Consider the following 24,178-nt stretch of genomic DNA (forward strand, 5'->3'; position numbering starts at 1 on the left):
TTCGTTGTTTACTATCTATTCTTCTGATTGTAAATCCCAATATACGACATAGCGCTGGCGATGCAAATCGTATAGCGGACGAATCACATCTCCTTGTTCTGTCGTAAACTTCAAATCACTTCCTACACGTTGCAAAGCACGTTCAGGGTGTTTCTTATCTAGTTTCAAAGAGGTACGCAAATGTGCTGGGACATGAAAATTATAGGTATAATAATCATTATAAAGAGCAGGATTTGAGAAAGGAGCAGGGGCTTGCATACCTTCAGTTCCCCGTTCTCCCGCCAATACCAACGGGCCATATAACAGGGCTGCCTTATCCGGGTTATCCGGAGTAGTTTCCAGTTTGATTTGCATCGGATAAGTAGCCGAGATTTGATCGCCATCTTTCCATTCACGGGTAATGGCAATATAAGAACCAAATTTCTGTTTTACAGATATTTTCTTACCATTCACCGAAACTTTTACATCCTTGCTCCACGAAGGATAGCGCAGATAAATAGTCGTGCGGACAGGATTTTCTGCCTGAAGAGTAAAACGTGTTGTTTCTTCCTGTGGGAATTCCGTTTCCTGACGGATTGTCAGTCCTTTTTCTTTCCAGGTTACCTGTGAAGGGATAAATAGATTTACATATATTCCCTGATTGTTATGGTAGTAGATGGCTTCTCCAAACTTTGCATGATTCTCAAATCCGCTACCGACACAACACCAAAAAGAGTTCTCTTTTGTGCTATACAGTTTATGAGACCCGGAAAGCAAAGGCAGAAAATAAGCTACCATACCTGTTTCAGGGTCTTGTTGTCCCAAGATGTGATTATACAATGCCCTTTCGTAATAATCCGCAATAGATGAATCGCCCGTCCAGCAGAAAAGATGGCGGCTAAGTTTGAGCATATTATAGGTACAACAAGTTTCTCCGGTATAGCCGGTCAGATGTTGGGATAACTTCCTCGGATCAAAGTAGTGTTCTTTGTCACTGCTACATCCCGGAGCAAAAGTATGATGGTCAATCATGGTGTGCCAGAAGAATTCCGATAGTTTCCTGCTTGTCTCGTTGCGGGTTAACTCGTAGTTGCGGGCTTCGGCTATCACTTTCGGGATGAAAGTATTGGTATGCTTCGTTCCCAAGTCATCACGAAGTTCTTTCAATGGGTCGATTACGTCATTGTGGTAGAAATATTCCGCCAGCCAGCGATAACGTTCATCTCCCGTTATTGAGTATAAATTATAGAATGACTCATTGATACCGCCAAATTCATTGCGGATCATAAGTTTACGTGTTTCTTCACTAAGGGGTTTCAATTTATTGTATGCCCAATCACCCATTCGGGTGACGATAGTCAATGCTTTCTTATTATCCGCATACAGATATTGATCTATCAGCCCGGAGAAAAGTTTGTGCAGAGTATACCAGGGAGCCCATACACCTTTTCCCTGAATATTCCGGTTTATCAGTTCTTCGGGCCAGGCACTCAAATACCCGTTTTTCAGTGCATTCTGCACTTCTTCCAATCCGTTAACCAAGCTATCGCCTTTCAGTTTGAATATCTCACTGCCGGTAGCTGCGTACATCAAACCAAGTGCCGAGAGCATGTGTCCGGTAGTATGTCCGCGAAGTTCGCAATCCAAAGATTCCCAACCACCCAGTTTCTTCACTGTCATATATCCGCCCTCACGTCCGGCAAACACACCGGCATTGGTACGGAAGCTATGTAGCAGACGATTCACATCTATTGACGTCATCCAGGCAGAATCCCGAAGCATATTATCACGGAAACGACTTGGCAACAGGCGAACATCTTTCAAATCAAAACTTTCCGCCTGAAGGGGAGCGACTGTTTCCTTTTTCAACTTTCCCTGATGTTGTCCGGGATATACAGATTGAGCTGACACTATACCCGATACTGTCAATGAACCAAACAAGATTACCGTAACTAAAACTTTCTTATTCATATTATTTCTATCTTTTATCTATAAGATACGAACAAGGTGCCTTAAACACTCAAAGCCACAAAATTATTTAATTAAGCTACAATTCTTTAATTTAAAGCCCACTTTCTTATAAAATTCATCTAAAACGTCCTATCTTTATTCCCCAAATTAAAGAAAGGAGCTACATGGATTTACGTACGGCAAATGTTACAAGATATATTCTTCCTCTGCGTGAGGGAGGCTCATTGCCTGCTCTAGCCGAAGCTGACGATGAATTTAAGTATGTAGTCAAATTCAGAGGGGCAGGACACGGAACAAAAGCGCTGATTGCCGAACTGATTGGTGGGGAGATAGCCCGTGCACTAGGTTTCAGAGTCCCCGAAATAGTTTTTCTGAATCTGGACGAGGCCTTCGGAAGAACAGAAGCAGACGAAGAGATACAGGATTTACTTCAATGGAGTCGAGGACTGAATATGGGATTGCATTTCCTTTCCGGTTCGTTGACTTTTGATCCGATAGTACATCAAGTAGATGGAAAAACGGCTTCGCAAGTAGTATGGCTGGATGCCTTGCTGACTAACGTAGACCGTACCATTAAAAATACCAATATGTTGATATGGCACAAAGAACTATGGCTGATAGATCATGGGGCGTCCCTTTATTTCCACCATTCCTGGACTAACTGGCAAAAACAGGCACTGGTTCCTTTTGTACAGATAAAAGATCATGTATTATTACCGTTTGCCGATAGACTGGAAGAAGTAGATATCGAATTCAGACAGATATTGACTTCTGATAAAATCCGTGAGATAGTCAATGCTATTCCCGACGACTGGTTGAACTGGACAGAAGGCACAGAAACTCCACAGGATTTGAGAGACATTTATATTCGATTCTTAGAAGAAAGGATGAAACATTCCGAAACATTTGTAAATGAAGCGCAAAATGCAAGAAAGGCACTTATATGAATACGCAGTCATCCGTTTCGTTCCTAAAGTAGAACGGGAGGAGTTTATCAATATGGGGATTGTGTTGTTTTCCAAACAAGCCAAATACCTGAAATCCCTCTATACGATAGATGAGAACAAACTAAAACTGTTTTCTTCCGAACTGGATATTAATTGCCTGAAAGAAGGGTTACAGGTCTTTGACAAGATATGCATGGGAAATAAAGAGGGAGGAACCATAGCCAATATGGATATTCCTGACAGATTTCGTTGGCTGACTGCAGTAAAAAGTTCCTGTATACAAGTATCTCGCCCACATCCGGGATTTTCTACTGATTTAGATAAGACTTTGGAAAGATTGTTCAAGGAATTAGTACTCTGATTCCTTGAACAATCTCTTTGTCAAACTAACGGGCAGTAATATAAAAGCTCTGTTCTACTGCTTCAGCAGTCTGCACTTTAGATTCTCCGCTACGCCCATATTGCCAGGCTACCACTGTCACCTTTACCGGAAATTTTGCACGTGGGGGAATTTTAGTCAATACCAGTTTATCTCCCTTTATCTCTGCCGGACCTTCTTTTACATAATAGTAAACCGGAAGGCCGGAGTCAGCAGTTCCATTTAAACTTATTTCTTTCACTGAAGCTTTTACATCGGATAGTTTCGGGAAAATTATACGTTGGGGTATCCCTTCCTTATTCCGGTAAGGAATACGAATCTCTACCTGCTGAACGGCACTCCGGTATTTATGATCCTGTTTTACGGAAGCCATCAAACAGATGCCTCCTGTACGTTTAGGATTATCCAATCCCATCCGATAGAAACGAACAGTAAAAGTTGTATCATTCACCACTTCCACCGGACCGCAAATTCTCGACATTCGAATGGGATGCGTACTGTGTTCTTTTGAATATTCGTTCCTTAACATATCTGTGTACACTGCTTTCAGGTGGAAAGTGACTCCGTCCGCTTCGGGTTGAAAAGAAGGAGACATACGTACATGGGATTTCGGATTGAAAGTTATCAGTTTTCCTTTTTGCTCAAAGCCGATATACTGCTCTGTCTTTCCACGCTCATTGGCGTAATATTTTTCTGTGGCATCTGCCATTTCCTTATCAAAATACCAAAACGCATGGTTCTTGTCTCCTTTATACTTATCATAGGAAGCGGCTTCGGCTGTAGGCTTTTCATTCTTTCGCCAACGGTCTGCCAGCCAGCCATTCTTTGCTTCTACCGGAATTAACTGAATCGGAGCATCCAATGACGAATGCTCCGGCAACCGATATTCCACTGTCTTTTTCAGAAAGAGGGAAAGATAATCAATCAATTCATCGGATATGTCGAAATGTCCGTGTCCTGCATCAGCAAGAAATGCAAGGGGAGCATTCGGATATTCACGACGATAATCGAAAGAGGTTATCAACCGGTCTTCCCACCATTCGTCCTCTCCCATCACCATTAATGAGGGGATACCTTCAATCGTACGGGTTCCCCAATCCAAATTCGCACGCCCGTAACCAGTCAAATGAGTTCTGGGAGAATCACCGTGAATAGAGAGTACGGCCAATGTACGTTCAGGATTCCAGGCGGCAAAGTTCCACGGATAAGTAGCCATTGCCGAGTGTCCGATAGGTATAACCGGGGCAAACTCCAGTTCTGTATATCCGCTTATTTCAGACAAGTTCTTCATCATTGTTTCAAAGATTTGTTGGGTACCTTTTGTCACGTCCCAGCGTTGGTCTATTCCGGGAGTGATCCATATCTCTGCAATTCCCAGTTTGCCCATATTCTTCCGAAATTCAGAATGCTCGAAAATTGTTTCTTCGGTCATATTGTGTTGCCCGATGATGACGGCACGGACTTGTTTACAGTTTTCCGGTATCCATAGATAGGCAGAAGGGTGGGCGTTTGTCTCTTCTGAAATCAGCTCTTTTATTTCCACTGACCATTGCCAGGGGGCTGCTGCCACCTTAGCAACCTGCATGAATAATGACAACAATACAACAAGAAAATATTTATTCATAATGCTTCTTTTAATTGATTTAACTTCCTATACTACGAATATGAAGAACAAAATACTCAAAAAACGACTATATATAATAGTAGATATTAAATGCAAAGATAGCGTTATCCGTAAAAAAGGTAGCAAAACCCGTAATCTATATAAAAACAGATTACCTTTTACAGACTAACTTTGTATAGAGGAAATAAAGATAATAAAAACATTAGAATACGCTTTTATTTTAATAATATACTTGATTATGGAAAAAGTGAAATTGAACAATGGCATTGAAATGCCTATTTTAGGTTATGGTGTTTATCAGGTTACGCCTGAAGAGTGTGAACGTTGCGTGTCGGATGCAATCAGTGTGGGCTATCGTTCTATTGATACGGCACAAGCCTATCATAACGAAGAAGGTGTTGGAAATGCAATCAGTAAATGCGGCGTACCACGTGGGGAACTGTTCATCACTACAAAAGTATGGATTTCAAATGCCGGTTACGAAAAAGCTAAAGCTTCTATTGATGAATCGCTGCGTAAGTTAAAGAGCGATTATATTGACCTATTGCTCATTCATCAGCCGTTCGGTGATTATTATGGAACTTACCGGGCTATGGAGGAAGCATATAAGGCTGGTAAACTCCGTGCAATCGGTGTCAGCAACTTCTATCCTGACCGCTTTATAGACTTGGCAGAATTCTGTGAAATTACTCCTGCCGTCAATCAGGTAGAGACACACGTTTTCAACCAACAGATAAAGTTGCAGGAAGTAATGAAAGAATATGGTACTAAAATTATGTCATGGGGACCGTTTGCTGAAGGTAGAAACGACTTCTTTACCAACCCGACTCTCCAGGAAATCGGTAAAGAATATGGCAAATCAGTGGCACAGGTCGCACTGCGTTATCTGATTCAACGCGATATTATCGTGATTCCTAAATCGACTCATAAAGAACGTATGATGGAGAATTTCAATGTCTTTGATTTTTCATTAGCACCGGATGACATGGCGGCCATCGCTGCGCTTGATACAGCTAAAACACTCTTTTTCTCCCACTATGATCCGGAGATGGTGAAGTGGTTGATTAATTATGGTAAATAGTGGTAAGTAGTAAATCCCAATAAAGACTACAAATGGGAATTTAGCTCATTCCTACACCGTTATGAATATATTTTTAGACGCGGATGACACGGATTACGCGGATTTTAATAGGCTGCGCAATAAAAGAATCGCGTTATTCGCGTCATCCGCGTCTAAAAAATATACCACAATAATTTATTTCTATTCTTCTGCAAATAAATTAGCATTTACTTGTCATTTTCACATACTCAATGACCATCAAAATAATTTGAGTCATTTTTCCAGCGGAGTAAAATGCAATGCGGCTCCGCCACTCACTTTTAGCTTCAAAACAAGCTTATCTCCGGCTTTTATCTTCTTATGAGTACTACGTACTTTCGTTCGTGTATTCAGCTTGTCATCATCTTCGTACAGGTGAAGCATATACTTCTTACCCGGTTCCAGAAAATCCGTAGTCAATGTAATTGTGCGGGCTTCCGTATTCGTCATTGCTCCTACAAACCAGTCATTCCCCGAACGACGTGCCTGAACGATATATTCACCAATCTCTCCATCTAACGCGCGGCTGTCATCCCATACACTCGGAATTGCTTTCCAAAATTCCAGTTCTTCTTCTCCCTGGTAGAATTCCGGTCTGTCATACCAAAACATAAATTGCAAAGGACTGTAATACACAGCTGCCATCGCCAACTGATGTGCTTTCGTATTCTTCACCCGGTTATTGAAATAGCAAAGCGTATAGTCTCCTGCACCTGCCAGATAGCGGGTAAAAGGAAGAGTCATATTGTGTGTAGCATCCGGCATTTCTTCATTTCCACGAATACCTTCCTGCGTCATCAGGTTAGGATAAGTACGGCTGAAACCTGTCGGACGATATTCGTCATGAATATCTACCATCAGACCATATTCTCCACATTTACGAACTGCATCATGCAGCCAGGTACTCCAACGCTGATTACCTATCTGTACAAAACCGAACTTGACACCTTTCAGCCCCCATTTCTTATACAATGGCAATAAAGTATCCAACTGCTGCACTAATGCGCGCTGATTGACATACACCATAAGTCCGATTCCTTTCGATTCGGCATATTTACACAAAGCGGGTATATCAAGGTCTTTATCAGGAGAAACAGTAGTAGCGTCCGAACTCATTTTCATTTCCGGTCCGTACCATCCTGCATCCATGTGCACATACTGAATACCACGTTCTGCCGCAAAGTCAATGGCTGCTTTTACTCTATCTTGTTTCAAGTCGCCCGAACGGAATACTTTCCCGGGTTTGATCCAAGAAGTATCAGCCAGTTTGCAAGCCGGATTCAGATTCAAGACAAGATCATTATTATTAATTAAATCGACCGGACGTTCGCCAACCATGATTACACGCCACGGAGTACTGTAAGGAGAAATAATATCGACGCTACTATACAGGCTTGTCTCCAAAGTGGAAGGTTTCTCTGCCGATAAACGGAATTTACCACGAACATAATCCACCATTTCTGCTTCCAACAAAGCTACTGATAATCCATCAGGAAGTTTCAATGTCAATGGACGCTCACTCTCCTCTTTACCCCATCCTTTCAACGGACGAAGTTCATAAGGTCCTTGCGCCCAACGTTCATAATACGCCATCGTTCCTTCAGGCATTGTGAAGCTAGTCTGCTCACCGACAATATGCAAGAAAAGCCCGTTTGTCATTTCCGGAAAATGATAGCGGAAAGCAACTCCTTCATTATAGGCGCGGACTATAATATTCATAAAGTAGTTTTTACGCTTATCATAACCACCATCCCGATTACCTTTTCCTTCTCCCTTCTTGAATTTCAAAGTCATCTCATTGTAGCAATCACGTACTTCCGCACGTTCGCCATATACAGGCTTCCATCTCTCGTCCGTCTTTTGATGTTCAGTCTCTGTCAACTTCAGATTCTCACACCAAAAATGACAAGTATCATTCGGTATACCCAACGCCGATTCAAATAACTGATTTTCAATCAGAACACCCAGTTTACTTTCTTCAATCACCGGACGATTCTTATAAGTCAAGGCATAATACATTTGTGTATTATCCTCTCCTACCGCACGCTGATAAAAGGTAAAACGATAAGCTCCGTCGGGAGACGTCAGTTCCTGACGGGTTTCTGTCATCACATCTTGCGCTTTTATCAATGCCGGTATCACCAACAACAAAAGTAAAATTCTTTTCTTCATTCTATTTACGCTCATGTTTATTCATCTTTTCTATTATATACGAACGAGGAAGAAATTATACTCAAATGTTTATTGCCTGAAAAGCTTATTCCATCTGCTCTCTATATAAAGTAGGTGTCATTCCTGTCACCCTTTTAAAAATGCGGTTAAAATGTACAGGTGATTCAAATCCGCAAGTAGCACTGATTTGAGATATATTCATCATACTACTATTCAATAGTTTACAAGCATATCCGATACGCATATCAAGTACATACTCTTTGAATGTTTTTCCTGTGTTTTCTTTAAAGTATCGGCAGAAAGCAGCAGGGTTCATCGCTGTATAAGAAGCAATTTCATCCAGACCGATAGACTCGGTATAATGTTTATTCAAATAGGCAATCACCTTTTCCATTCTTTCATTACGCATAATCGAAGGGGACGGAGTATAATGAGAAGTAGTCAGATATTTCTTATGATTGCTAGTAGCCATCATCTGTAGAAGTGAAAGCAACAGGATGATTTGATCTGCTCCTTTGGCAGAAGGAATTTGCTCCAATAATTTAATGATTTTCCCCGAACGGGTAATTGTGAATTTAATCCCTCTGCAAGCATCCTCCAATAAATTCCTGATAGGAATAAACTGGGAGTATTGAGAAATAGAATAATGCATAAAATCTTTCTCAAACTGAATATTGACTCCTCTTACTTTCGGTTCGGTTTTTTCTTCGTTATCAGATTCTTCCCCGCCGTCCGGTGGACTTTGCATACTATGAGGCAGTTCGGAACCAAAAAGAATCAAATCACCTTTTGAATAGGAGATAATGCTGTCACCCACCAGACAATCCCCCTCTCCCTTTTCCACATAAATAATTTCATACTCACTATGAAAATGCCACGGATACGTGAAACGTGGATATTCATAAAAGCGGGCACGGACGGGATTAGAAGTCGTAATAGTCAACTTCTCATTCATTATCTTCTTCATAAATCTCCTTTCTAAACTGCTTTTGCAAAGATAGGTAAATATCTTGCAAAAATACGCATCATAGCATGTATAAAAACCCGCTATTTTTGCATCCATTCATAAAAACATTTGATAGAAACCATGAACGAATTATTTAGTATTGCCGGTAAAGTTGCTGTTATTACCGGAGCAGGTGGTGTACTGGGCGGAAATATTGCCCAACACTTTGTACAGCAGGGAGCAAAAGTTGTAGCTATTGACATTCGTCAGGAGCAACTGGACAACCGCGTAGCTGAACTTAAGCAATATGGTAACGATGTAATCGGCATCATTGGTAATGTACTTGACATCGCCAGCCTGGAGAAAGTAGCCGAAGAAGTTGTAGCCAAATGGGGAAAGATCGATATTCTATTGAACATTGCCGGTGGCAATATGCCGGGAGCCACTCTCGAACCGGATCAGCACTTCTATGATATGGACATCTCTTGCTGGGAAAAAGTGACTAACCTGAATATGAATGGGACAGTCTATCCGTCTATGATATTCGGTAAGGTAATGGCAAAACAGAAGAAAGGATGCATCATCAATGTATCTTCTATGGCTGCTTATAGTGCTATCACCCGTGTACCGGGTTACTCGGCCGCTAAAACTGCAGTAGCCAACTTCACCCAATGGCTGGCAAGCGAAATGGCACTGAAATACGGTGATGGTATCCGTGTTAATGCTATCGCTCCGGGATTCTTTATCGGTGACCAAAACCGTCGTGTACTTATCAACCCGGATGGTTCATTGACCGACAGAAGTAAAAAGGTGTTAGCCAAAACTCCGATGAATCGTTTCGGCGACATCAAAGAATTGAATGGTGCTGTACAATTCCTGTGTAGTGAAGCCGCTAGTTTCGTAACGGGAGCTATGTTGCCTATCGATGGTGGTTTCAGTGCATTCAGCGGCGTTTAATATTTAATCTTTTAATTTATTCAAACGCTATGATGGAAAAAACATGGAGATGGTTCGGCAAGAAAGATAAAATCACCTTGCCGATGCTCCGTCAGATAGGTGTTGAAGGAATCGTCACTGCATTACACGAGGTACCGAACGGAGAGATTTGGACAGTAGAAGCCATCAACGATTTAAAATCGTATATTGAATCGTATGGGTTGCGCTGGTCGGTCGTGGAAAGCCTTCCGGTTTGTGAGGCAATCAAGTATGCGGGTACGGAACGTGAACAGTTGATTGAAAATTATAAAGTAAGTCTTGCCAACCTGGGTAAATGCGGAGTGAAAACAGTCTGTTACAACTTCATGCCGGTAATCGACTGGATACGTACGGATTTACAGTACCCTTGGCCGGACGGTACCAGTTCGCTTTACTACGACCGTATTCGTTTCGCTTACTTCGACATCAAAATACTAGAACGTGAAGGAGCTGAAAAAGACTATACAGAAGAAGAACTGCATAAAGTTGCCGAACTGGACAAAGTGATTACAGAGACCGAAAAGGATGATTTGATTGATACTATTATCGTCAAGACACAAGGATTTGTGAACGGTAATATCAAAGAAGGAGATAAAAACCCGGTTGCTATATTCAAACGTCTGTTAGGTTTATATAAAGACATAGACCGGGACGCTTTACGAGAGAATATGTGTTACTTCCTTTCTGCAATTATGCCTGTATGCGATGAATATGGTATCAACATGTGCGTACACCCGGATGATCCTCCATTCCAGGTTCTCGGCCTACCCCGTATTGTCACCAATGAAGAAGATATAGCCTGGTTCCTGAATGCCGTAGACAATCCGCATAATGGGCTGACTTTCTGTGCAGGTTCTCTTAGCGCAGGCGCACATAATGATACTCGTGAATTGGCAAAGAAGTTTGCAGGAAGAACCCATTTCGTTCATCTACGCAGTACAGAGGCCATGCCGGGTGGAAACTTCATCGAAAGTTCTCATCTATCAGGAAGAGGACATCTGATTGATCTCATCCGCATTTTCGAGAAAGAGAATCCAGGACTTCCCATGCGCGTAGATCATGGACGAATGATGCTCGGAGATGAGGATAAAGGCTACAATGCCGGTTATTCTTTCCACGGACGTATGCTGGCTTTAGCACAGGTAGAAGGAATGATGGCTGTGGTGGATGATGAGAAACAACATAAGATAGAGTTTTAATCTTATTTTTCATCAATATACTTTGAAATACAGGAAAGGAGCTTTACTTTTGTGAAGAAATAAAAAAGAAGAATATTATGAAAGCAAAAATGGCGAAGCTCTGTCTACTATTTATTCTATTATGCTCCCTTCCTGTATTTTATTCATGCAGCGACGAAGCTGATGCTTTTTACCTATATGAATATTGGGAAGTGATGTTCGACCCGGAACCTCCTATCAGTGAAACCAGTTTGTCAATCACGGGAGGAACAAAGTTGGGAATTAAAGGTGGCGTAGCTCCTTATACAGCAGAAATAGCCGATGGGCAAATTGCTACAGCTTATGTGGACGAAAACAATGATATTCAGATCAGCTCTATAAAACTGGGCAGCACGTCATTGATGGTAAAAGACGCTGATGGAAGAATCATAAAAATAGGGCTAAAGGTCGTCAACGGCAAACAATCTTTTTCAGTGAATTCCGTGGAAGCAAGAATCACAGGAATAGATGAAAGTCTGTTGGATGAACAACAAAAAGAAAAACTAGAAGCGGTCAAAAAAAAGATAAAGGATGAAGCGGGTATACAAGCTACAGGAGGAATAGCTTTCTCTTATGACCAAAAAAGTAGTGGTAAAGTGACAATTGTTACTAGTAAAGATAATGCTCCGAAAATAGAAAGAAGCTTCTCCCGCTCCACATCAGAGTCAGGCACTACATTCCAAATTACAATCAATGGTAAAGAGTATGACTGCAAATTTAAACTTCCCGAACGTTCCGATACTTCAAAGAGTATCACCACACGAGACCTTGGCCCGATTCCTTATTGGTTAGTGGAAGATGTGACTGAAGATTATAAATCAGATGTGACCGACCTATTCGGAATAAATGCCACCTCCCTGAAAATAGAACGCATTTATATAGGTTCATTCACTCCTTTACGATAAGTTTATTCCTCTTTCTATAAAATAGATGCGGCAAAAAGCACGAAAAACTGTTTTTTGTCGCATCTTTCATCTTTTAGTTATTAGCTACTTTATCCGTATCTTCTCTACAAAATCTTTTTTATCTATATTCAATTCTTCCAAAGAAGTGATCCGCCTACCGTTCAACACAATGTTTTCGAACAAAATATTCTCAATCTTCCTATTTTTATCATAACCTTCTATTAAAGAAGAATTGATATATTTCCCGGTACATGAAATATTACGGAATGTTATGTTCTTGACACCTCTGCCGGGAGCTGTATTGTATTTTTGGTTATACATCACCCGAAGATGAAATAACTGTCCTTCCTGAATATGTTCCACACGAATGTCCTCAAAAGTAATGTTTTGTGCTAGGTTGTGATCCCCTACATTGATAGTCATACAGCCTTGGTAATCACGATCATCCTCATCATGCTCCAATATATCAATATTCCTGAATACTATATCTTCCAAAACTTCATCTCCCGTTTCCGTATTTCCATGTGTACCGATATTGATAGGATGCGCAATATCTGCCCATAGAGTAGAATTAAGTACATGAATATTGCGACAGTCGCCATAATAATTCCAACGATGCGTATAAAGAGCTATACAATCATCCGAATTACGAAGAAACACATCATCAATCATCACATCCGAGCAGGACATAAAATCCAGCCCATCACTCCAACCCTGATAGCTGAATGATTTCAGATTTTTGATAGTAATTCCGGTAGATTGTCCCCCAGAGACAGTATAATGCCGTGGATTTACCACCGTAACTCCATCAATCAGTACATTCCGGGAGTAGGTAACCGAAATTCCCTGTTGCGGTTCAAGCAACATGCCATGTCCCAATATTTTCACATTCTCTACACTGTCGCAAGTGAGACAACCTTTCAAAACGGCACCACCTTCTAAATAAACCGTCGTATTACTGGGAATACGGAAGCATTTTCCAGCCGTATCAGTCGGTTCATGTATTCCAGCTTCAAAATAAATCACGTTCGGATCATTCTTATCCGGCACATTTTTGATGATAGGATTGGCAAATACATGCAAATTATTCAGGCGATCTCCATTAAACTCGACCGACAACTTTTGTGGTTTATCTATCGTAAACAATAAAAAGTTACCATCAATCTCCGGTTGGATACCTTTGGATAAAGGACGCACCACTGCCGAACGGATCTCCCCATTGTTCTTTTGTACCAATACTTCCACTTTCCCTGAAAAGTCGAACTGAACCATCGTGGCATCGGACTTCGTATCCATATCCACCTTTACGTTATACTCATAAAGGTCTACCCAGTCTTTTTCTCCCACTTGCCGTACTTTTACCGTATAGTCATCATTGTGACGGGCATAATAGATGCCTTGAGGTACCGGATAGATGACTATTTCTGCTTGTATGACTCCTGTGGTCATTACAAGTAAAAATGTGAGCGCTATTCTTATTAGTTTATTCATTTCAAGTTTTTACTAATACCGTTAATGTCCTGGAATTCACCACAGATTGAAACAAATAATCCATCCACACTGGCATATCCGAATCTGTGGCGAAGTCTAACACATTTTATTCATTTTATCTTGCATACATCAGCGTACCGAGCCCAAGTACGTCATAGCCACCGGAGTTAGCGTCATAATACCCACCTCCTCCTTCTATTCCTACATATTCCGTAGCTATCTTAGTATATTTGAGATTATCATCCGAGATGTCTTTTACCCCTTTGTAATGATAGTAAGGCAACGCCCATATTGCACGTTTGATCCATTTACCGCCACCAAGTGTTGTTTGCTCTTCCGGAATCGGATATCCCCATTGACTCTGTTTTTGCCATATATAAGTAGTATATGGTACAGTCTCATTAGTGTAATTACAACAAGCAGCATATTCACAAGCCCGCATGAACAGATTGTCATCATAAGCAAAGAAATCGTCTCCCTGACTCCATGCCAACTGACAAATAATTCCCATCAATCCGACACACATCAACGTGTGTCCTTGGTCACGTCCACTTTCCTGCCATTGAGCAAAGTTATAGTCCGGTGCATAATCGTGATAGATAGCACGACGTAAACGTCCGTTTGTATCACCTGTCTGCAAATGGCCGATACCTTCATTATAAATATCACGACGATCGGTTACAATGCCGATAGCCATTTTAGCTGCAATATTACAAAGACACCAGTTAGCCCAATAGTGTAACGGATTGGTATCGTGATGACGTTTCAAAAAATCATCATTAGCAGGATAGAACACTTTAAGCAACCAATTCTGGAATGCTGCGAAGTCCGCACGATCCCATCCTTCATAATCCCTTAATAATTCACCGGCAATAGCAAATTCATAACCATAAAGTCCTGCAGCAAGCGATAAATTCGTATTACCTGTTACACCTACACAAGTCTGTACCCACTTATTCAGATTCTCCACCGCTTTTGCTGCATATTCATCATCTTGTTCAATCTTCCAACGAAGCGCCTGCTGATATGCAATAGTGGCCCCTCTGGCTGCATTCATATAATTTTCATCACCGGAAACTCCACGTTTAATCCATTCCGTAGGATAAGTATCTGCCGTCTTCTGCGAAAACTGACTTTCTACTAATAATTGATAAGCGCTAACCCAAGGCTCTTCTCCGGCAGCTTTTTTATCCCGGATACGCTGAAAGTCTTCCTCTGTATGCAACCCTTCATGCAGCATGGGTTCCGTTGACGGCTTAAGTTCAACCTGTTCCAAATTTACGTTATTATCAGGAAGAGGAATTTTATTCAAATCAGTTTCCACATTGACACCCGGAAGGTCAATGCCGTCCCCACATCCTACTAAAAACAGGGTAGCAAATACTGCGGTTATATAATATATCTTTTTCATCATATTTTTGGTTTAATGGTACACCGTATCTACCATTGATTACGGTGCACCCAATTATAGTTTATTGCTCTACTAACTCTAATTTGAAATTATCTATCTTAGCCCGTCCTTGTTTTACTGTAATCGTACATACAAAACCAATGACAACATCGGTAGGCTCTTCAACAGAAATATCAACTACTACATCACCCGTACGTGAAATAGAAGCGTTTGCCAGACTCTTACTTGGTATATCACTCGTATTTGCCATCTCGTTACCTTTACAAACCGCAACATAACCGGTAAAACCTCTGCCGTCATATTCATAAACGTGTGCCGTCAACTTATATTTTCCTTTTTGAAGATGAGAAGTCTGATATACCTTACCATCATTTTTAGGATTGTCAAATCCCCAATCTGTTTGTAAAGCCAAACCTGCATCACTTCCATCACCATATTTCGTTTTAAATGCCAAATCAACAGCAGCACCTCCTTCACCAGCAGTCAAGTTAGAGTTCTGAACTATCCAATAAGCAGCTTTTGCCCACTCTCCTTTTTTATGGAATCCTTTATCCCCACCTTCTTTTACATATTCAAAAGGCTGTTTATAGTTCATGAGTACATATTGAGAAATATCTCCATCCACCGGCAGAGGTTGTAACATATCACTCTCTACGGGTTGTGCAATACCTTCAAACACCATTGTTACTTTTCCACCATTGAAACCCTGCGGAACCGTTACAGTAATAGAAGTCGTAGTAATCTCTTTAACCGTAACGGGTACGGATATTCCCTCAAAAGTAACTGTAACAGAATTCTTATCCGTTCCAAAACCCTTTCCTGTAAATGTTATTTCCTGTCCGGCTTTTACTAATGTACCATAAGGATAAATATACGGTGTTTCAACAGAAGTGATTTCTGGAGTTTCCCAAACCTCAAATGTGCCCGATTCGCCCATCTCTATTTCCTTACCCTGAATTATCAGTTTAATCTTCACCGGAGCTTCAGATGAAACTCCTTTGGGAACATTCACTACGATATTACCTTTATCATTCAGTGTCACTTTATCACAAACTGTTTCTCCGAAAAAGACCTGAATATTTTCAGCTTTCGTACCAAAGTTCTGACCAATGATCGTTACTTCCGCATTAATATATCCGGCTTTCGTTGAAATGCTTGTTACTGTCGGCATCGGTAATACCGTATATTTCAACTGTGTCCCGATAGTTTCAAACGGAGTAATGACAGTAATTGTATAATCTCCGGCTTCCAACGAAGCAGGTACAGTGAGTGGAATACTCTTATCCATCAAATTATCTGTATCTATTACAGCTTCTACAGGTTCTCCGCCAGCTTTAGAGAAAATTACTTTCAAAGGCTCCAACCCTTCAACAGACTTATCCAGCAATTCTTGCACAAGATTGGTTCCTGTTATTGCAAATTTACTGCCAGCAAAACCTGATGGAACCGGTTCGTCTTCCTTAGGAATATCAAGCGTTGCATGCTTCAACACAGTGAAAGGATAAGAAGTCAAATCAATCGTTTGTTCTGCCATAATAAGTGTCATAACTCCACTGACAGCTGTCTCGGGAATTTTGGCCGTAAATTCGGTATCAGTAGGTGTACCCACAATCTCTGCCTTGTCTGTAGAAGTCCCGAAAGTCAAAGTATACAGTGTTTTAGAAGAAACAAATTCTTGTCCTTCGAAAACAATACTGGCACCCGGAAAACCATAAGAAGGTTTCACTACGCTGACACCCGGCTTACCAAGTACACGATAAACTAGATCAGTCTCCACACGTTGCCCGAAAACCTCAACGGTTATCTTTCCGTTTGTTGCCGATTCCGGCACTTTCGCAAGGATAGCATCATCGGCACAGGAGACTACTACTGCCTCCTGGGAACCGATAAACACTTTTACATCTTCAGTTCTGATTCCAAAATCATCACCATTAATGGTAAATTCATTCCCAACATATCCTTCGACGGGTTCTATCTTTGTTACGGTCGCCACAGGATCAGTGTAACTCATTGGAACAATTTCTTCATTGTCCTCGTCACAAGCAGCTAATGCGAAAAACGAGAGAAAAACGGGAAACAGATAGCTATATATTTTCTTCATAATCTTAATTATATTATCACGATGAATTACTCTTTTTTCTTTTTCCACATTATTCAAGAATCAATTTCAATTCTGTCACCTTAAAGTATGAATTACCCTTTGCCAGTGAAGTCAGGAATCCAATAACAACGTCCGTTGTCTCCGTTACTTCAAATGAAGGTGTAACCAACGTACCCGAATCATTCGCTGTTCCCATTTTATCATAGGCCACATAAACTCCATTTAATTGCTCAAGATCAGCGACATTCGGTATATCACTTTCACTATCTCCTTTAGCTATCAATACGGAAATAAAGTTCCCCGCATCAGTAACTACCAATGTATATGCATAAGTGACTTCCAGTCTGTATTTACCAGGACGGAGCGTAGCAACCTGCCACATTTTCCCATTCGTATAAGCTTCTTTATCCCATCCATTCTGGAATGCTAACGTTAAGCCTTCTTCTGATTTATATTGCATTCCGGAAACAGTCGTATTGCCTTTTGCATTGAACGATGCTGCATTTTGATTCCACACTGCCGGAGTCCACCATTCACCGTTCTTCCAACTTTCATCATTTGCCTTGGCAAACGGCTGCTTATAGTTTTGAAGATAAAGCACTGTCACATCACCCTTCGAGTTAGGATTGAACATTGCACCACCTGTCATTGTATATCCGTGAATAGTCACAGTCACACTACCTGTCTGATAATCAGCAGGAGTTGTCGCAACAATAGTAGACTCATCCACCAGCTCAAATTCGGCCGGCGTTCCATTGAAACTAACAGAAATATCGGATGGATCCGTACCAAAGTTTTCACCTGTTATAGTGACCTTGTCTCCCGTATCGGCTACCCCTTCACCGTCTTCACTATCAGAAGTCACTGTAATGACACGTGGCGTAGGCAGTACTGTATAATGACCGATATTCTCCACCTTTTTATTATAAATCTGTAAAGACAGATTGCCTGTTACTGCAGTTTCCGGCACTTCCACTACCAAACGGTTATTTTTGCAATCGAGTACTTTATTGGATTGGGCTTCACCGAAGAAAACTTTCACTGCTTCAGCACGGTCACCAAAATTGGTTCCCATAATAACTACCTGTGTAGTGACATATCCGTCCGTAGGATAAATGCTCTCCACTACTGGTACAGGATAATCATAAACTCTATACTTGGGGTCTTGCTCACAACCGGAGAAAAGTGCGGAAACACAAGCAAGTATTGCCAAGTGAAATGTATATTTGAATAAAAACTTCATATAACCTATGGTATTATACGTTAAACGATTGAATGATTAATATCCTGGATTTTGTACCAGATTTGAATTCAGGTTGATTTGATTTCTTGGAATCGCCCACAAATAATCTCCCTTAGTAAATGCGCAGTCGGATGATTTGAGGAGTACTACACAAGGTAATTTGCCTTTACCTGTTTCCACTTCTTCCGTCCCCTTCGTAAAGATAGCCGGATTGAAAGCACTGGTAGCATTCCCGTTTTCGTCTATAAATGCCGTCGGATAGCTGGCATTACCTACTACCGCACCGCAACGAGACTCATTCAGATTCTTCTCCGCAATACCCCAACGTTTCAGATCGTCACAACGGAAACCTTCCATATAGAGTTCCAAAGCACGTTCACGGCGGATCTCATCCAACATTACCTGATTGACTGTCTTACTCGCATTTGCCGGCACTCCTTCCTGAATTCGCTTTGCCAATGCATTTGTTAGGTTAGCAATTCCCGCACGGGCACGGATTTTATTTATCGACTTATTCAACTGGTCATCTGATATTTCACCATAGCGTTCCATCACAGCTTCGGCATAGTTCAAGTATACTTCTGCCAACCGAAGTACCGGATAATTGGCCGATTCATCTTTACTTTGGCGTTGAATATCGGTAATAGCAAACTTGGAAACACCATACCCACAGTTCTCAACTGTCAGGCTCGTAGCATATGAACCTATATAAGAAGTCAAACGGAAATCCCGATTCTGAAATTCGTCCCCCGGATTTTTATATCCCTGGAACTTATCAGACATGCTGATCGGAAGCCCGTCAGTGCATAAAAACATATCAATCAATTTCCGGCTGGGACGCATATCCGTATAAATCACCTGATTCAAATCTACCTGTCCTTTACGCGTTTCCTGACTATATACAGAAGCGATGATAAATTCCTTGTTCGTCGCTCTTCCGGCACCGGCAGGATTACTGGCTTCTTCTTCAATATTAAACAGGTAACGATTGCTCATATTTCTCATAGCTGCAACATTGTTATAATTCCAAAGGGAATAAGCAGCATCTCCCATCACTGTTTCGGATAATTGAACGGATTCTTCCAGAAAAGCATTTACCTGATCGGAAGCCGGACCGGCAGAACCTTCAAAATCAGTAGAAGTGCCATTGTACTTACGCCAGGTAGCTTCATAAAGTAACACGCGAGCCTTAAATGCCTGTGCAGCCTGTTTGCTGATTTTACCTTTGTCGGCAGAGGTTATATTCTGTTCCAACGGCAACCCTGCAATAGCCTCATCCAAATCGGAAAGAATCAAGTTGACAACCTCATAACGGCTGTTACGTTTTCCATATAACTCCGGTGAAGTCACGTCGAGAACTTTCGTAACGACAGGCACTCCACCAAAAAACTTCAATAAGTAAAAATAGTTATAGGCACGGAAAAAATGACCTTCGGCTAATTCTTTTTTAATATCCGCTAAATTACCTGTATAGGAAGAAACTGCTCTTTCAAACATGTGATTAGTGGCACGAATATTACCATAGCAATTACCCCAACGGCTATCGTCATTAGGAACTCCCATCACACCGGTCCCCACACCATACGAATATCTGAAACAAGTAGAAAGATCGGATGCCGCATCCATGTGATCGAATATACTTCCATAGGAAGACTGCCATCCCAATAATTGCCCGTAAAGCCCGTTAGCATATTCACGGAAATGCTCCGGAGTTTTGAAATAAATCACATCTGTCTTGGCATCCAGTGGTTCCAAGTCAAGGAACGTATTCACGCATGAAGAAAATCCCAATGCGCAGGTGAAAATTAATATATAGTTCGTTATCTTTTTCATATCTTCTATTCTGTATTTAATTTTCCATAGCTACTATAAAGTGATGTTCAGACCGAACGACCAAGTACGTGCAAACGGGTATCCACTGTTGTTGGAGGCTGCTCCCATTTCCGGGTCGAAACCGTCTCGAATACTGGTAGCTTCCCATAAATCATTACCAGAGAAGTAAACACGCACTTTTTCCAGTTTCACCTTGCGCGTCCATATCTGCGGCAATGTGTAGCCGACTATTAATGTTTTCAAACGGATATAGCGGTTATTCTGCATCATAAAGTCGTTATTCTGATAATTCCAGCGTGCGAGATTCGCATTGGTAGTCAAGCGAGGGAATTCAGCATTCGGATTGCTCTCTGTCCATGTCTTTCCCAAATATGTCGGGTTCTGATTGGCAGTACGTGTTTGAAAAGGATAAGCCATCCAGTCATTACGGATAACATACTGCTTGCCGACACCTTGGAACATTGCGTTCACATCAATACCTTTCCATGATCCTCCCAGTGTGAAACCGAAAACAAAATGTGGATTGGAGTCACCGAGATATTGCAAATCGCTATTTTCATTCCCTGCACCGGAAATCTTATAATCACCATTCAAATCCAAACGTTTGGTATCACCCGGACGCAACCGGCTTGCACTTCCTGCTCCTACACCAGTCAGATCTTCTTTACCCTCTCCATAGAGTGCATAATAGCGGTCTACTTCTGCCTGATCTTTAAAGTAACCATCTGTACGATAAAGGAAGTACGAATTCAAAGGATACCCATTCACGGCTGCATTCCAACCAGCCCCATAAGAATCTGCTCCTTCCATCTCTTTCAACAGACTCTTTGTATCACCAATATTAAAGTTGGCATAGTAAGAAAAGTCTTTAATCTGATCGCGCCATCCAATAGTGAACTCCCAACCTTTTACATTCAAATGACCACTATTCGTTTTAGGAGCTTTACCTCCTAAAACACCCGGATATGTGACATTTACCAACATACCGGTATTATCTTTTATAAAATAATCGAATGTAGCTTTCAAACGATTATCGAAAAAGTTAAGATCGATACCAAAGTTTTTCTGTGAAACTTTCTCCCAAGTACGGTCATAAGAAATTAAACCGCCAAAACCTGAAGATACTTGATTAGCAGGTATAGTTCCAAAACCGGCTGTTCCAAGAGAGACAGTAGACACATAATCGTAATCACCCAGCCCGACATCATTACCCGAACTACCGTAACTTAAACGCAACTTACCAAAAGAAAGAACAGGTTTTAAAAATTCTACAAATTGTTCTTCCGAGAACGCCCAGCCCAAAGAAACGGAACCGAAGCTCTTAAAACGATAACCGGGAGCAAACTTGGAATTTCCGTCACGACGCCCCATCAATTCAACCATATATTTTTCCGCATAGTTATAATTCAAACGGGCAATATATGAATAGGTACCATTATGAGTCTTTCCTCCACCGTTACCCTGTGTACCCGTAGCCAAATTCAAATCGTAAATTCCGGCATCCTCAAACTTCTCACGGGCGGTAACGACTTTTTTATTTACCCACTTCTCGGCACTGATACCGAACATAGCATCTATATTATGTACTTCGGCAAATGTACGCTTATATTTCAATAACCCTGAATAGTACTGATACCGGGCATTATTTGCCTGTACCAAATATCCCGGCTGATGAGAATCTTTAAAGTTCATCACATCTTGCGGAGTACTAAGGGTTTGTGTTGTTTCATATACTAACTTCGCCGTCTGCTCGCCGAACCAATTGTAACACTGTACCGGAAGCGAATAGCGTTCTCTACGGTATTCCTCATTTTGAAAGGAAGCAGTACCCTCGAAAGTGATTCCTTTCCAAATATCCACCAATGCTTTGAAATCGACACGGGTAGTCAGTTTTTCCCTCTCGTCACGTCCTCCATCTGTTGTAGCTGCCGCCGCATTGCGGTCGCCCACATTACCAAAGTTGGCATACCATTGTCCATAGGGATTCTTAGCCGGAAAAAACGGAGCATCATTTCCGTAAAGTGTACGGTCGATACCATGTGTCGGTGTTTCAGTATTTGTTTTAATCATACTTGCCGAAGTTTCCAATTTGAACCAATCAGTCAATTTGATTCCATAATTCAAACGCAAGTTCAACTGTTTCTGCCCGTCATAGGCAGTGGCCAAATTGGCTTGATTATCAGCATAAGCCAAAGAAATACGGTAATCAGATTTATCCGTAGAACCTGCTACACTCAAATTATGCTGATAAGAATAACGACGGGCAAACAATTCATCCAAGCGATTGGCATTGCCCACAAACATTGTACCCCAATCGGCTACAGTCGACTCGTAAATTCCTTCAATGCCTTGAGCCATCTTTTTCAGGTTTTCTTCTCCCCAGCCCCACCAGTCATGTTCCGGCATTTCTTTATTGGCTTCCAACCACATGGTGGCATATTCCTGCATACTGGGAGAAAAAGCCATAATACCATTGGTAGTGAAACGCATATTGAAGCCATAATCTACCGTTGTCTTGCCTTTACCTTTTTTGGTAGTTACCAATATAACACCATTAGCTGCTTTTGCACCGTAAATGGAAGCTGAACCGTCTTTCAATACACTAATATTCTCAATATCATCCGAATTTAGATTTTGAAATGACTCTGAATTCAATACGGGTACTCCATCCACAATAATCAACGGACTACCGCCATTGACAGATGTCAAACCACGAATCTGAAAATTTAATCCTTCATTACCCGGACGTGAAGAAGAACGAGTGACCACCAATCCCGGAGTAGCTCCTTGCAAAGCAGCACCGACATTGGTAATGGCACGACTTTCCAATACCTGGCTACCAATTTGTTCTACCGCCCCTGTCAACGTCGCTTTTTTCTGCGTACCATAACCTACTACCACCACTTCGTCCAATGCATTATTATCTTCTTTCAACACAACCTTGAAATCTGACCGCCCATTCAAATTGACAATCTGATCTGCATACCCGATATAAGTAATTCTAATTTGTTTTGCATCCGCAGGAACATTCAGCGCGAACCGACCGTCAATATCGGTAATTACCCCTGCATTGCTTCCTACGACCACCACATTACAACCAATCAGCGGTTCACCATTCGCGTCCGTAACAAGTCCTTTGATGGTACGCCCTGCCTGGGCTACCATCAAACTCTCTTCTACAGAATCATTTGCATAGAGCAATACACCGGGCGAACCACCCAGCAGCATGGCGAAAGCCAATGCGACTCCTTTTGAACATAAGAATTTGGATTTAATTTCCATAATACTATTAAATTGTTAAAGTTAATATGTGTTTTTCCGAATCTGGTATCTAACCGACTTTGGAGAATTCATTTTTCAAATAAGTACGAACCGTTTTACGAGCCAGTAATAATTGACATTCTACTGTACGGGGAGATAAGGACAGCTTTCCTGCAATGGCAGGACAAGAGAGTTCATGATTGAAACTAAGTTCATAAATCTGACGGCGTTTGACAGGAAGAGTTTCCATTACCTGGTCGTGCATCTTCTTTAGTTCACGAAAATGAATGGTATCTTCTGTGGTATTCCGACTGGTGTCTTCCATCCTATTATATACGTAGGCGACGAAATCTTCCTGCTTATAATAACGACGTATCTTGTCCGTTACGATATTGCGGGCGATGGTGAAGAGCAAAGACCAGACAGTGTCTTTATTCACGAATGCCCTGTGTTCCCATAAGCGGACAAAGACATCCTGTGCCAGATCTTCCGCTTCGTGCGGATGGCAAATGCGGATAGCGATATAATTTTTGATATACTCCCTATATTTAAGGTAGCATTCGGAGAAGAAGTCGTCAAATGTAGTCTGCTGTTTATTCATGGCATTAAATTTATCCGTTTAAC

Annotated in this window: 17 protein-coding genes; 6 read left to right on the forward strand and 11 right to left on the reverse strand. The window is 41.4% G+C overall.

Features of this window, described 5'->3' with window-relative positions:
- Nucleotides 1-15 precede the first annotated feature (15 nt).
- Nucleotides 16-1,950 (reverse strand): glycoside hydrolase family 127 protein, encoded by a 1,935-nt coding sequence (locus tag KFO40_RS07465; protein WP_211146226.1) that lies wholly within the window; start codon nt 1,948-1,950, stop codon nt 16-18.
- Between the two features lie 164 nt (nt 1,951-2,114).
- Here KFO40_RS07465 and KFO40_RS07470 point away from each other — a divergent pair, with 164 nt between their 5' ends.
- Both KFO40_RS07470 and KFO40_RS07475 read left to right on the forward strand, forming a co-directional pair.
- Nucleotides 2,115-2,897 carry a HipA family kinase gene (locus KFO40_RS07470; RefSeq protein ID WP_004308580.1) on the forward strand — a complete coding sequence of 261 codons (783 nt, stop codon included), beginning with the start codon at nt 2,115-2,117 and terminating at the stop codon, nt 2,895-2,897.
- Nucleotides 2,875-3,258 carry a DUF3037 domain-containing protein gene (locus tag KFO40_RS07475; protein WP_151936147.1) on the forward strand — a complete coding sequence of 128 codons (384 nt, stop codon included), beginning with the start codon at nt 2,875-2,877 and terminating at the stop codon, nt 3,256-3,258. Before KFO40_RS07470 ends, KFO40_RS07475 begins: the two co-directional genes overlap by 23 nt.
- Before the next feature lie 25 nt (nt 3,259-3,283).
- Here KFO40_RS07475 and KFO40_RS07480 read toward each other — a convergent pair whose 3' ends face one another.
- On the reverse strand, nt 3,284-4,900 hold the full coding sequence (locus tag KFO40_RS07480; RefSeq protein WP_115484091.1) for an alpha/beta fold hydrolase: 1,617 nt from the start codon (nt 4,898-4,900) through the stop codon (nt 3,284-3,286).
- Nucleotides 4,901-5,138: 238 nt separating this feature from the next.
- On the opposite strand from KFO40_RS07480, the gene KFO40_RS07485 reads away from it, so the two are divergent.
- Entirely contained in the window at nt 5,139-5,981 is an 843-nt protein-coding gene (locus tag KFO40_RS07485) for an aldo/keto reductase (RefSeq protein ID WP_004325493.1), read from the forward strand.
- A gap of 252 nt (nt 5,982-6,233) precedes the next feature.
- Here KFO40_RS07485 and KFO40_RS07490 read toward each other — a convergent pair whose 3' ends face one another.
- Nucleotides 6,234-8,186: a glycoside hydrolase family 97 protein gene (locus tag KFO40_RS07490; protein WP_115484092.1), complete on the reverse strand. Its 1,953-nt coding sequence runs from the start codon at nt 8,184-8,186 to the stop codon at nt 6,234-6,236.
- 70 nt (nt 8,187-8,256) lie between these two features.
- The gene (locus KFO40_RS07495; protein ID WP_055236566.1) at nt 8,257-9,138 is read right to left on the reverse strand and encodes an AraC family transcriptional regulator; all 882 of its coding nucleotides are present in this window, start codon (nt 9,136-9,138) and stop codon (nt 8,257-8,259) included.
- A 120-nt stretch (nt 9,139-9,258) separates the two neighbouring features.
- On the opposite strand from KFO40_RS07495, the gene KFO40_RS07500 reads away from it, so the two are divergent.
- The 3 genes from KFO40_RS07500 to KFO40_RS07510 all read left to right on the forward strand — a co-directional run bounded on the left by KFO40_RS07500 (nt 9,259) and on the right by KFO40_RS07510 (nt 12,214).
- Nucleotides 9,259-10,074 (forward strand): SDR family oxidoreductase, encoded by an 816-nt coding sequence (locus KFO40_RS07500; RefSeq protein WP_004310214.1) that lies wholly within the window; start codon nt 9,259-9,261, stop codon nt 10,072-10,074.
- 29 nt (nt 10,075-10,103) lie between these two features.
- A complete protein-coding gene (uxuA, locus tag KFO40_RS07505) occupies nt 10,104-11,291 on the forward strand; it encodes a mannonate dehydratase (protein ID WP_085931479.1) in 1,188 nt (395 codons plus the stop codon).
- 77 nt (nt 11,292-11,368) lie between these two features.
- Nucleotides 11,369-12,214, forward strand: a complete 846-nt coding sequence (locus tag KFO40_RS07510; RefSeq protein WP_211146227.1) for a pilus assembly protein N-terminal domain-containing protein — start codon at nt 11,369-11,371, stop codon at nt 12,212-12,214.
- 84 nt (nt 12,215-12,298) lie between these two features.
- Here the strand turns inward: KFO40_RS07510 and KFO40_RS07515 are convergent, their stop codons facing one another.
- The 7 genes from KFO40_RS07515 to KFO40_RS07545 all read right to left on the reverse strand — a co-directional run bounded on the left by KFO40_RS07515 (nt 12,299) and on the right by KFO40_RS07545 (nt 24,155).
- Complete coding sequence (locus KFO40_RS07515; RefSeq protein ID WP_128859271.1) at nt 12,299-13,705, reverse strand: glycosyl hydrolase family 28 protein; 1,407 nt, start codon at nt 13,703-13,705, stop codon at nt 12,299-12,301.
- A 115-nt stretch (nt 13,706-13,820) separates the two neighbouring features.
- Complete coding sequence (locus KFO40_RS07520) at nt 13,821-15,119, reverse strand: alginate lyase family protein (RefSeq protein ID WP_211146228.1); 1,299 nt, start codon at nt 15,117-15,119, stop codon at nt 13,821-13,823.
- Between the two features lie 58 nt (nt 15,120-15,177).
- Nucleotides 15,178-17,217, reverse strand: a complete 2,040-nt coding sequence (locus tag KFO40_RS07525; RefSeq protein WP_128859272.1) for an IPT/TIG domain-containing protein — start codon at nt 17,215-17,217, stop codon at nt 15,178-15,180.
- A gap of 49 nt (nt 17,218-17,266) precedes the next feature.
- Nucleotides 17,267-18,460 (reverse strand): DUF5013 domain-containing protein, encoded by a 1,194-nt coding sequence (locus tag KFO40_RS07530; protein WP_128859273.1) that lies wholly within the window; start codon nt 18,458-18,460, stop codon nt 17,267-17,269.
- A gap of 36 nt (nt 18,461-18,496) precedes the next feature.
- The gene (locus tag KFO40_RS07535; protein ID WP_211146229.1) at nt 18,497-20,293 is read right to left on the reverse strand and encodes a RagB/SusD family nutrient uptake outer membrane protein; all 1,797 of its coding nucleotides are present in this window, start codon (nt 20,291-20,293) and stop codon (nt 18,497-18,499) included.
- A gap of 33 nt (nt 20,294-20,326) precedes the next feature.
- Nucleotides 20,327-23,575 (reverse strand): SusC/RagA family TonB-linked outer membrane protein, encoded by a 3,249-nt coding sequence (locus tag KFO40_RS07540; protein WP_128859275.1) that lies wholly within the window; start codon nt 23,573-23,575, stop codon nt 20,327-20,329.
- Nucleotides 23,576-23,624: 49 nt separating this feature from the next.
- Nucleotides 23,625-24,155, reverse strand: coding sequence for a sigma-70 family RNA polymerase sigma factor (locus KFO40_RS07545; protein WP_115484102.1), 531 nt, complete (start codon nt 24,153-24,155; stop codon nt 23,625-23,627).
- Between the last annotated feature and the right edge of the window lie 23 nt (nt 24,156-24,178).

Origin of the sequence: Bacteroides sp. 1001302B_160321_D4 (assembly GCF_015667765.1) — a bacterium.
GTDB lineage: Bacteria > Bacteroidota > Bacteroidia > Bacteroidales > Bacteroidaceae > Bacteroides > Bacteroides xylanisolvens.

Bases quoted from the DNA above. Each gene is read 5' to 3' on its own strand.
- KFO40_RS07465 (WP_211146226.1), bottom strand. From the start codon at position 1,950: ATGAATAAGAAAGTTTTAGTTACGGTAATCTTGTTTGGTTCATTGACA.
- KFO40_RS07470 (WP_004308580.1), top strand. From the start codon at position 2,115: ATGGATTTACGTACGGCAAATGTTACAAGATATATTCTTCCTCTGCGT.
- KFO40_RS07475 (WP_151936147.1), top strand. From the start codon at position 2,875: ATGCAAGAAAGGCACTTATATGAATACGCAGTCATCCGTTTCGTTCCT.
- KFO40_RS07480 (WP_115484091.1), bottom strand. From the start codon at position 4,900: ATGAATAAATATTTTCTTGTTGTATTGTTGTCATTATTCATGCAGGTT.
- KFO40_RS07485 (WP_004325493.1), top strand. From the start codon at position 5,139: ATGGAAAAAGTGAAATTGAACAATGGCATTGAAATGCCTATTTTAGGT.
- KFO40_RS07490 (WP_115484092.1), bottom strand. From the start codon at position 8,186: ATGAGCGTAAATAGAATGAAGAAAAGAATTTTACTTTTGTTGTTGGTG.
- KFO40_RS07495 (WP_055236566.1), bottom strand. From the start codon at position 9,138: ATGAAGAAGATAATGAATGAGAAGTTGACTATTACGACTTCTAATCCC.
- KFO40_RS07500 (WP_004310214.1), top strand. From the start codon at position 9,259: ATGAACGAATTATTTAGTATTGCCGGTAAAGTTGCTGTTATTACCGGA.
- uxuA (WP_085931479.1), top strand. From the start codon at position 10,104: ATGATGGAAAAAACATGGAGATGGTTCGGCAAGAAAGATAAAATCACC.
- KFO40_RS07510 (WP_211146227.1), top strand. From the start codon at position 11,369: ATGAAAGCAAAAATGGCGAAGCTCTGTCTACTATTTATTCTATTATGC.
- KFO40_RS07515 (WP_128859271.1), bottom strand. From the start codon at position 13,705: ATGAATAAACTAATAAGAATAGCGCTCACATTTTTACTTGTAATGACC.
- KFO40_RS07520 (WP_211146228.1), bottom strand. From the start codon at position 15,119: ATGATGAAAAAGATATATTATATAACCGCAGTATTTGCTACCCTGTTT.
- KFO40_RS07525 (WP_128859272.1), bottom strand. From the start codon at position 17,217: ATGAAGAAAATATATAGCTATCTGTTTCCCGTTTTTCTCTCGTTTTTC.
- KFO40_RS07530 (WP_128859273.1), bottom strand. From the start codon at position 18,460: ATGAAGTTTTTATTCAAATATACATTTCACTTGGCAATACTTGCTTGT.
- KFO40_RS07535 (WP_211146229.1), bottom strand. From the start codon at position 20,293: ATGAAAAAGATAACGAACTATATATTAATTTTCACCTGCGCATTGGGA.
- KFO40_RS07540 (WP_128859275.1), bottom strand. From the start codon at position 23,575: ATGGAAATTAAATCCAAATTCTTATGTTCAAAAGGAGTCGCATTGGCT.
- KFO40_RS07545 (WP_115484102.1), bottom strand. From the start codon at position 24,155: ATGAATAAACAGCAGACTACATTTGACGACTTCTTCTCCGAATGCTAC.